The organism is Mangrovibacter plantisponsor (genome assembly GCF_003182475.1).
Taxonomy (GTDB): Bacteria; Pseudomonadota; Gammaproteobacteria; order Enterobacterales; family Enterobacteriaceae; genus Mangrovibacter; species Mangrovibacter plantisponsor.
Map to the genome: position 1 here is coordinate 1 of NZ_QGTS01000027.1, position 9033 is coordinate 9033.

Sequence of the window (9033 nt, forward strand, 5' to 3'; positions counted from 1 at the left end):
GTCAACCCAATTTTTCAGGATTTTTTCTCTTTATCTTCCCGGCTTACTGCACTCAGTGAAGCGTGCCGCCGTGTCGATGGAGGCGCATTATAGGGATCCCGCTCAGATGCACAAGCCTTTTTTCGATCTTTTTTTCTAAGTGTGGGTTTTTCAACCTTTTTGCTGAATTCATGCACTTCAACGTTTGTTTTATGTACATTTCACCTTGAATTTCCCTTTCTGATCGTCAAAGTTAACCTTTCAGACTATTGAATTGAGGTAGCTATGCCCCAGGTTTTCCGTCAATACCAGAATTTATATCCTTCAGCCGGGCGCCAGGTCATGGTCGATCCCTCCAGTGTGCTTATTGGTGATGTAAGACTGGGAGATGATGTCAGCATCTGGCCGCTTGTCGCTATCCGCGGGGATGTCAATTACGTTGCTATTGGTGACAGGACAAATGTCCAGGACGGAAGTGTCTTACATGTCACGCATAAATCACCTTCACACCCTGAAGGCTACCCGTTAATCATTGGGCAAGACGTAACTATTGGTCACAAGGCAATGCTTCACGGATGTAAAATAGGTGACAGAGTATTAGTCGGTATGGGTTCCATCCTGCTTGATGGTGCTGAAATTGGTAATGATGTCATGATTGGTGCTGGTAGCCTGGTGCCACCCGGGAAAAAACTGGCAAGCGGATTTTTATATATTGGAAGCCCTGCTAAACAAGTGCGCCCACTATCTGCAGACGAAATCCAAAGCCTGAAATACTCTGCAGATAACTATGTAAAATGGAAAGCAGAGTACCTGGCTCAGGATAACCAGTACCAACCTTGAGCATCTTCCTGTTGCGCATTGATCAATACTTCAGCCTCTTCCTCCAGATCCCAGCGATGGGATCTGAATAGATTCAGGTATTCTTCAGCAGTATGCTCACCAAACCGTTGTGCTAAAACCAGCTTGCTGATAGCGCAAAAGACCTGCATACCACCCACCAGCGCAGGAAAAACAACAGCCTGATGCTCAACATGCCATTCCTCTCTGTCCGGGAACTGAATCGACTGGTTCATGCACTCAACACTCGTTTTAGCTTTTCAATCACCGGGACTGTTTCTGGTAAAACACCATGCCAAAGCATAAATGAATGAGCAGCCTGGCCAACCAGCATACCCAACCCATCTGCAAGTTGCTGAACATGGTGCTGCATTGCCCACATTAAAAAAGGCGTAGGCCCGGCCTGATAAAACATGTCATAACAACTGATATTATGATGCAGTAGTGAAACCGGGAGCGGAGGAATATCGCCGCTGATGCCGCTGGAAGTTGCATTGATAATGAGGTCAAAAACTTTACCATCCAGCGCAGAATACTCACAGGCACTCACATTTCCGTAAGTGGAGAAATGCGCGGCCAATGACTGAGCTTTATTAAACGTCCGGTTGGCAATTACAATATCGCATGTTTGTGCTAACAAGGGCAGAATGACGCCTCTGGACGCCCCTCCTGCACCCAGCAACAAAATACGTGCTCCGGAAGGCAAAAACCCCAACCGTTGTAAGTCACTGACAAGCCCAACACCATCCGTGTTATCACCCAGCACCTGTCCATCGTCCAACAGTTTTAGCGTATTCACTGCCCCGGCCAATGTTGCTCTTTGCGTTAGTGTGTCAGCAAACTCAAACGCCTGTTCTTTAAACGGCACCGTAACATTCGCCCCCCTTCCCCCATTCGCAAAAAAAGCGCCAATAGATTCTTTAAAACCATCAACGGGAGCCAGAACATACCCATAAGGGTGAACAATCCCCGTTTCTTCAGAGAACCAGGCATGTATTTGAGGGGATTTGCTATGCGCAATAGGGTTACCAAAGACAGCGAATGTTTCCATAATTATCCTTGCCGAAAGAGTTTACCAGTTAATGCGTCTCTGATTTCAGATGGATTTTGCCTTCCACCTGTTAAGCCATCAACCACAGGAAAGCCATCACCAAATTGAGCACGAACTTCTTCAGTGGTACGGCACGGCGGTAACCCACTCAAATTAGCACTTGTCGAAACTAACGGTTTACCGAAAGCGAGACATAAATCTACTACCAGCGGATGATTAGTGACACGCACAGCTAATGAATCAAAGCGCCCTGTTAACCATATGGGTGTATCCGGTTTCGCAGGAAAGACAAAAGTGACCGGACCTGGCCAGCACGCAAATACACTTTGGAGCTGTTCAGGGCTCAGAGAAGATTCATCAATATAAGGGCGTAATTGTTCAAAATTTGCAGCGATAAGAATTAACCCCTTATCAATAGGACGTTGCTTCAACGCCAATAAGCGCATCACCGCGGTTTCACTATCAGGATCACACCCCACACCAAATACAGCTTCAGTGGGGTAGGCGATGACATTTTCTTCTTCTAAAACGCGAACGATATCGTTCAGCGCGTTATTTTGCAGGTTGTTATTCACTTTCTTTATCTACCGTTACCGGCTTTCCACATTGTTTACTGGCACAGAAGCGTTTAACGCCTTGTGCCGTTTTCTTCTCAATTAACAAGGGGTAATGGCATTCCTCACACACCCCTGCTACAGGCGTAAAATTTACAGCAAACTGGCACTCGGGGAAGCGGTTACAGGCATGAAATGTTTTCCCATAACGAGAACGCCGCTGCACCAGGTGCCCCTGCTTGCATTGAGGGCAAGAAATAGCCGTATTATCAGGCTTATCGATAAGTTCAGTATGCCCACATTCCGGGTATTGGCTACAACCAATGAACATTCCAAAACGCCCCTGGCGTAACACCAGGACTGACTGGCATACAGGGCACTGTTGCCCTTCAAGCACCTTAACGATATGCCCATCTGATGAGGGTTTTAAAGGACGCAGGTAGTCACAACCTGGGTACTGAGAACAACCGAGAAACGGTCCATGCTTCCCGGTACGAATTAATAACGGCGCCCCACACTTCGGGCAGGGCGACTGTTCAGGCACTGAAAAGAGTGCATCTTTTGCCATATCACTTACACTTCACTGAATAATCAGTGAAGCATACCTTCATTTACCTCAAAAAGAAGTTCTTCCATCTGTTGATAAGCGTTTTCACAACCAGGCAGATTGAACAACACCATCAACACGACCCATTTCAGGTCTTCAAGGTCAAACTCACTTGTATCCAACGCCATAACACGCTCAATCACCATTTCACGTGTCTCGAGGTTTAGCACCTGTATTTGTTCCAGGAACAGCAAGAACCCCCGGCAACTGGAATCCAGGCGCTGGCTTTCTTCATCCGTGAAAATGCGCATAGACAAAGGGTCGGACGCCAACTGCATTGGCTCAACTAACCCATCCTGGTAATCCGCCAGTTTTTCCAGCCAGGATAATGCATTGTAGATATCGTCGCGATCAAACCCTACATCAGCTAAATCACGGGTTAATTTATCCTGATCAACCTGAACTTCAGCCTGATTCTGGATATATGTTTCAAACAGATAAATTAGTACGTCGAACATGGCATGCCCTCCTCAATCGGACATAGCCGCCGGGTACAGCTGCGATCCACCCTGCTAACTCCAGCTCAAGTAATTGGACTACGGTCACTGGCACAGGTTGGCCGGCACGTTCAGCGACGACGTCAACAGGTGTTACCTCATCTCCTACGTTAGCCAACAGCTCAGGAAATGGCAATGGAGGGATGGCATGATCCACTGAATTATTTAACTTCAACGCCTGTTTTGCTAATACGCTGACAGTTTCACCGAGTGAATCAATAATATCGCCTGGTTGAGAAACCAGCTGTGCACCCTGTTGAATCAACCAGTGTGGACCCTCACTGCCTGGATTACTTAACGGGCCCGGTAACGCAAAAACATCTCGCCCATGTTCAAGCGCACAACGCGCTGTAATCAACGAACCACTTTTCAGCGTCGCTTCAATCACCAAAACCCCGTAACTTAACCCACTAATAATTCGATTACGCCGCGGGAAATTAGCGGGCTTAGGCGTGATCCATAAAGGAAACTCAGAAACAATCGCGCCCCCATTTGACTGAATATCTTTTGCCAGTGAACGATGGCGAGGCGGGTAGATTGTATTTAAACCATTCCCTAAAACAGCAACGGTTTTTCCGCCTGCCTCAAGTGCTGCATTATGCGCCACGCCATCAATACCAATCGCAAGCCCACTGGTAATTGTTAGCCGTTCGGCAAGAGATGAAGCAAATTGCCGGCACCAATGCTCTCCGTACCAGGAAAGGCTGCGGCTTCCGACTATAGCTAATTGTGGTGTATTCAGTACCGACAAATCGCCTTTAACAAATAGCGCAACCGGAAAATCATTAATGGCTTTTAATGGCGTAGGGTACATTGCATCCGCGATGGTCAACAGATGATGATGTTCGATATCAAGCCAGTTCAGCGCCTGAGTGACTTGCTGTGCAGTGGGAGAAAAAAACTGTTTTATTTGGGTTTCACTACAACCGACAGAGCGCAATATTGCAGGAGTACAGGAAGGGGTTTCCCGTAACTGACAAAAGAGCATATGCGCGATATCGCCATACACTGACGAAACATTCATTAATCGCAGCCAGATTTCCGTTTCCGACAAACTCATTCCTGCAACCTCAGCAATTTCTGTGATTGACGAGGGATACTGTCAATCGGGCTCGGAAATGTCTAGAATAGGAGGGAAGTATCCGTTTAACTTTTGAACACAGCTCTGGATAAATATGTCAGTATTGCAGGTTTTACATTTCCCGGACGAGCGACTTCGCACTATCGCTGAACCGGTCAAAGAGGTTAATGCAGAAATTCAGCGTATCGTCGATGATATGTTCGAGACCATGTACGCAGAAGAAGGCATTGGCCTGGCTGCAACACAAGTAGATATTCATCAGCGTATCATTGTCATTGATGTTTCGGAAAACCGCGATGAACAGTTAGTTCTGATTAACCCTGAACTACTGGAAAAAAGTGGTGATACCGGAATTGAAGAAGGCTGTCTTTCTATTCCCGAGCAACGGGCTTTGGTTCCTCGTGCTGAAACAGTCAAAGTGCGTGCATTAAACCGTGACGGCCAGGCCTTTGAGCTGGAAACAGATGGTCTGCTTGCCATTTGTATTCAACATGAAATGGATCACCTGGTAGGCAAATTATTTGTTGATTACCTGTCCCCACTGAAACGCCAACGTATTCGTCAGAAGCTTGAAAAAATGTCAAGACTGAGTGCGCGCGAAGCGTAACCGCACGGAGCTAAAAACCACGTGGCAAATTCTCTTCGTATTATTTTCGCCGGAACACCTGATTTCGCAGCACGCCATCTGGATGCGCTGATAGCTTCAGAGCATGAAGTGGTTGCTGTTTTTACACAACCCGATCGCCCTGCCGGGCGCGGGAAAAAACTAATGGCAGGCCCAGTAAAAACACTGGCTCAGGAGCATGAGATCCCTGTCTATCAACCAGCCAGCCTGCGTCCACAGGAAAACCAGGCATTAGTTGCCCAGTGTAATGCAGATGTGATGGTCGTGGTTGCTTATGGCCTGCTGCTACCAGCAGCTGTATTATCCATGCCTCGTTTGGGCTGCATTAATGTACATGGTTCCCTGCTTCCTCGCTGGCGTGGCGCTGCGCCGATTCAGCGCGCATTATGGGCCGGAGATGAGCAGACTGGCGTAACCATCATGCAAATGGATAAAGGTCTTGATACCGGCGATATGCTGCACAAGATAGCCTGTCCGATTACTTCCGAAGACACCAGCGCCACCTTGTATGACAAGCTTGCTGCCATTGGACCTGATGGGCTGTTATACACGCTTGATCAGTTGGCCGTGTCGGGTATTACACCAGAAAAACAAGACGAAGCCCTGGTTACCTACGCTGAAAAGCTCAGTAAAGAAGAAGCCCGGCTTGACTGGTCATTACCGGCAGCCCAACTTGAGCGCTGCATTCGTGCATTTAATCCCTGGCCTGTAAGTTTTTTAATGATTGATGAACAACCGGTAAAAGTCTGGCAGGCATCAGTCATTGAGACTCAGGTTAATGAACACCCCGGGACTGTCGTTGCAGCAGATAAACACGGTATTCAGGTTGCTACACAGCAAGGCATTCTGAACATAGAGATATTGCAGCCCGCCGGTAAAAAACCGATGTCGGCCCAGGATATTCTCAATTCAAGGAAAGAATGGTTCACCCCAGGGACTACCCTTGCCTGATAAGCATCTTATTCACAGCCCGGACTTGTCCGGGCCTTTTTATTTCTGACGGCTGGAAAACCAGACTGTAGCAATGAAACGATCTCAAAACTTACGCAGCCTGGCAGCACAGGCAATAGACCAGGTTATGGAGCAGAAATTGTCACTTAGTGATGTTCTGCCACCGCTTCAGGAACGTGTTTCTGACAAAGACAAATCACTCTTACAAGAACTGTGCTTTGGTACCCTGCGTACATTGCCAGAACTGGAGTGGCTGATCAGCCAGTTGATGTCCCGCCCGTTGCAAGGCAAGCATAAAGTCATCCATTATCTGATCGCCGTTGGTCTTTACCAGTTAATTCACACCCGGATCCCCGCACATGCCGCACTCGCTGAGACAGTTGAGGGTGCGAGTGTACTTAAACGACAACAGTTTAAAGGGGTCATTAACGGCGTATTACGGCAATTCCAACGCCAGAGTGATAGCCTGATGGCGGAACTACAGCAGCATGAAGCCCGTTACTGGCATCCTGAGTGGCTGCTTAACCGTCTGCGTCAGGCCTGGCCGCAGCAGTGGGAAAGCATTGTTGAAGCAAATAACCACCGCCCACCGATGTGGCTACGGGTAAACCGTCGCTTTCATCAGCGTGATGCGTGGCTTGAACTACTCCAAAAAGCAGGTATGAATGGGTTTACTCACCATAACTACCCTGATGCCATCAGGCTGGAAACACCAGTACCAGTTGCTGTGCTACCCGGCTTCGCTGACGGTTGGGTTACCGTACAGGATGCATCAGCTCAGGGTTGCGTGGCGTTGCTGAATCCGCAGAATGGCGAGGATATTCTGGATTTATGTGCGGCCCCGGGAGGGAAAACAACTCACATCCTGGAAGCCGCTCCTGAGGCTAAGGTTTTGGCTGTTGATATCGACAAAAAGCGCCTTAGCCGGGTTTATGAAAACCTGAAACGTCTGGGTATGAAGGCTGAAGTCAAATCAGGCGATGGGCGCTATCCCGAGCAATGGTGTTCTGGCAGGCAGTTTGATCGCATCTTGCTGGATGCGCCCTGCTCAGCAACGGGAGTAATACGGCGCCACCCAGATATAAAATGGTTGCGGCGCAATAACGATATAGAAGACTTAGCAAAATTACAGAGAGAGATTCTTAATGCTGTCTGGCCCCTTTTAAAACCAGGAGGCACTCTGTTATATGCAACATGCTCCATTATGCCAGAGGAAAATAGCCAGCAAATTAAACAGTTTTTGCATAGCTTTGCTGATGCAAAACTTGTTGATACAGGAACGCCAGATGAGCCAGGAAAACAAAATTTTCCAGGGCCAGATGAAGGAGATGGATTCTTTTACGCTAAGCTAATCAAAGCGTCATGATGAATCAAGCCTGCCAGGCACAACTGAAGAAACAATACTGATGAAAATTATCATTTTGGGTGCAGGTCAGGTTGGAGGCACCCTTGCAGAAAACTTAGTAGGTGAAAATAACGATATCACTGTCGTGGATACCAATGGCGACAGGTTACGTAGTCTGCAAGATAAATTTGACCTGCGCGTTGTGCAGGGGCCAGGTTCGCATCCCAGAGTACTGCGAGAAGCAGGCGCTGATGATGCGGATATGCTGGTCGCAGTAACCAGTTCAGATGAAACGAATATGGTTGCCTGCCAGATTGCTTATTCGTTATTTAATACTCCAAACCGTATTGCGCGCATACGGGCATCAGATTATGTCCGTGATGCACAAAAGCTATTCACACCCGACGCAGTACCAATTGACCACTTAATTGCCCCGGAACAATTGGTGATTGATAGTATTTATCGTCTGATTGAGTATCCTGGGGCTCTTCAGGTCGTTAACTTTGCCGAGGGCAAGGTTAGCCTCGGGGTCGTCAAAGCCTATTACGGTGGCCCACTTGTAGGTAACGCGCTCTCTACGATGCGTGAACATATGCCGCACATAGATACCCGGGTAGCTGCAATATTCCGCCATGACAGGCCTATTCGCCCTCAGGGCTCCACCATTATCGAAGCAGGTGATGAAGTCTTTTTTATTGCGGCTTCGCAGCACATCCGTGCAGTGATGAGCGAGTTACAGCGGCTGGAAAAACCCTATAAACGAATTATGTTGGTGGGTGGTGGTAATATTGGGGCAGGTTTAGCGAAACGGCTGGAGAAAGAATATAGCGTTAAGTTGATCGAACGTGATCAGAAACGTGCCTCAGAGTTGGCCGAGAAATTACAAAATACCATTGTATTTTACGGCGACGCATCTGATCAGGAACTGCTGCAAGAAGAGCATATTGATCAGGTTGATCTGTTCATTGCTGTCACCAATGATGATGAAGCAAACATCATGTCCGCAATGCTGGCAAAGCGTATGGGTGCCAAAAAAGTAATGGTACTGATCCAGCGCAGAGCCTATGTCGATCTGGTTCAGGGCAGCGTTATCGATATAGCAATATCTCCACAGCAGGCAACAATCTCTGCACTACTCAGCCATGTACGCAAAGCTGATATTGTTGGAGTTTCCTCACTCAGACGAGGAGTTGCTGAAGCGATTGAGGCTGTCGCACATGGGGATGAAAGTACATCAAGAGTCGTTGGCCGTGTCATTGATGAAATAAAATTACCACCTGGTACCATTATTGGTGCTGTCGTACGCGGTAATGATGTAATGATAGCTAACAATGATTTGCGTATTGAACAAGGGGATCACGTCATTATGTTCCTGACAGATAAAAAATATGTCAGCGACGTAGAACGTCTCTTCCAGCCCAGTCCATTTTTCCTCTGAATACAGGGGCGGTTATCCGCCCTGTTAATTCTTTGTATATAATCTATTTACTTATCTTTATTTGGGCC

11 protein-coding genes are annotated in these 9033 nt (G+C 47.6%); 5 read left to right on the forward strand and 6 right to left on the reverse strand.

Features of this window, described 5'->3' with window-relative positions; genetic code table 11:
* Positions 1–264 precede the first annotated feature (264 nt).
* The gene (locus DES37_RS24575) at positions 265–819 is read left to right on the forward strand and encodes a gamma carbonic anhydrase family protein (RefSeq protein WP_110028211.1); all 555 of its coding nucleotides are present in this window, start codon (positions 265–267) and stop codon (positions 817–819) included.
* On the opposite strand, the gene DES37_RS24580 is transcribed toward DES37_RS24575, so the two are convergent.
* Genes DES37_RS24580 through dprA form a run of 6 tightly spaced genes read right to left on the reverse strand, consistent with a single transcriptional unit; the run spans position 795 to position 4579 of the window.
* Entirely contained in the window at positions 795–1052 is a 258-nt protein-coding gene (locus DES37_RS24580; RefSeq protein ID WP_036112728.1) for a DUF1488 family protein, read from the reverse strand. The two genes, DES37_RS24575 and DES37_RS24580, sit on opposite strands and share 25 nt — an antisense overlap.
* Positions 1049–1867 (reverse strand): shikimate dehydrogenase, encoded by an 819-nt coding sequence (gene aroE / locus DES37_RS24585; RefSeq protein WP_036112730.1) that lies wholly within the window; start codon positions 1865–1867, stop codon positions 1049–1051. The genes DES37_RS24580 and aroE overlap by 4 nt, the downstream gene beginning before the upstream one ends.
* Before the next feature lie 2 nt (positions 1868–1869).
* Positions 1870–2442 carry an L-threonylcarbamoyladenylate synthase type 1 TsaC gene (tsaC, locus tag DES37_RS24590; RefSeq protein WP_036112733.1) on the reverse strand — a complete coding sequence of 191 codons (573 nt, stop codon included), beginning with the start codon at positions 2440–2442 and terminating at the stop codon, positions 1870–1872.
* On the reverse strand, positions 2435–2989 hold the full coding sequence (locus DES37_RS24595; RefSeq protein WP_036112735.1) for a DNA topoisomerase family protein: 555 nt from the start codon (positions 2987–2989) through the stop codon (positions 2435–2437). Before DES37_RS24595 ends, tsaC begins: the two co-directional genes overlap by 8 nt.
* Positions 2990–3012: 23 nt before the next feature.
* Positions 3013–3486: a DUF494 family protein Smg gene (smg, locus tag DES37_RS24600; RefSeq protein WP_036112740.1), complete on the reverse strand. Its 474-nt coding sequence runs from the start codon at positions 3484–3486 to the stop codon at positions 3013–3015.
* Positions 3458–4579, reverse strand: coding sequence for a DNA-protecting protein DprA (dprA, locus tag DES37_RS24605; RefSeq protein ID WP_036112895.1), 1122 nt, complete (start codon positions 4577–4579; stop codon positions 3458–3460). Before dprA ends, smg begins: the two co-directional genes overlap by 29 nt.
* A gap of 121 nt (positions 4580–4700) precedes the next feature.
* Between dprA and def the strand changes: the two genes are divergently transcribed.
* The 4 genes from def to trkA all read left to right on the forward strand — a co-directional run bounded on the left by def (position 4701) and on the right by trkA (position 8965).
* The gene (def, locus tag DES37_RS24610; protein ID WP_110028212.1) at positions 4701–5213 is read left to right on the forward strand and encodes a peptide deformylase; all 513 of its coding nucleotides are present in this window, start codon (positions 4701–4703) and stop codon (positions 5211–5213) included.
* 21 nt (positions 5214–5234) lie between these two features.
* Positions 5235–6182 carry a methionyl-tRNA formyltransferase gene (gene fmt / locus DES37_RS24615; RefSeq protein WP_036112745.1) on the forward strand — a complete coding sequence of 316 codons (948 nt, stop codon included), beginning with the start codon at positions 5235–5237 and terminating at the stop codon, positions 6180–6182.
* Between the two features lie 73 nt (positions 6183–6255).
* Positions 6256–7548 carry a 16S rRNA (cytosine(967)-C(5))-methyltransferase RsmB gene (gene rsmB / locus DES37_RS24620; protein ID WP_110028213.1) on the forward strand — a complete coding sequence of 431 codons (1293 nt, stop codon included), beginning with the start codon at positions 6256–6258 and terminating at the stop codon, positions 7546–7548.
* A 40-nt stretch (positions 7549–7588) separates the two neighbouring features.
* A complete protein-coding gene (gene trkA / locus DES37_RS24625; protein ID WP_036112752.1) occupies positions 7589–8965 on the forward strand; it encodes a Trk system potassium transporter TrkA in 1377 nt (458 codons plus the stop codon).
* The last annotated feature ends 68 nt before the right edge of the window (positions 8966–9033 follow it).

Excerpts from the sequence above, each read along its gene's own strand:
- DES37_RS24575 (WP_110028211.1), top strand. The coding sequence starts at position 265 with ATGCCCCAGGTTTTCCGTCAATACCAGAATTTATATCCTTCAGCCGGG.
- DES37_RS24580 (WP_036112728.1), bottom strand. The coding sequence starts at position 1,052 with ATGAACCAGTCGATTCAGTTCCCGGACAGAGAGGAATGGCATGTTGAG.
- aroE (WP_036112730.1), bottom strand. The coding sequence starts at position 1,867 with ATGGAAACATTCGCTGTCTTTGGTAACCCTATTGCGCATAGCAAATCC.
- DES37_RS24595 (WP_036112735.1), bottom strand. The coding sequence starts at position 2,989 with ATGGCAAAAGATGCACTCTTTTCAGTGCCTGAACAGTCGCCCTGCCCG.
- smg (WP_036112740.1), bottom strand. The coding sequence starts at position 3,486 with ATGTTCGACGTACTAATTTATCTGTTTGAAACATATATCCAGAATCAG.
- def (WP_110028212.1), top strand. The coding sequence starts at position 4,701 with ATGTCAGTATTGCAGGTTTTACATTTCCCGGACGAGCGACTTCGCACT.
- rsmB (WP_110028213.1), top strand. The coding sequence starts at position 6,256 with ATGAAACGATCTCAAAACTTACGCAGCCTGGCAGCACAGGCAATAGAC.
- trkA (WP_036112752.1), top strand. The coding sequence starts at position 7,589 with ATGAAAATTATCATTTTGGGTGCAGGTCAGGTTGGAGGCACCCTTGCA.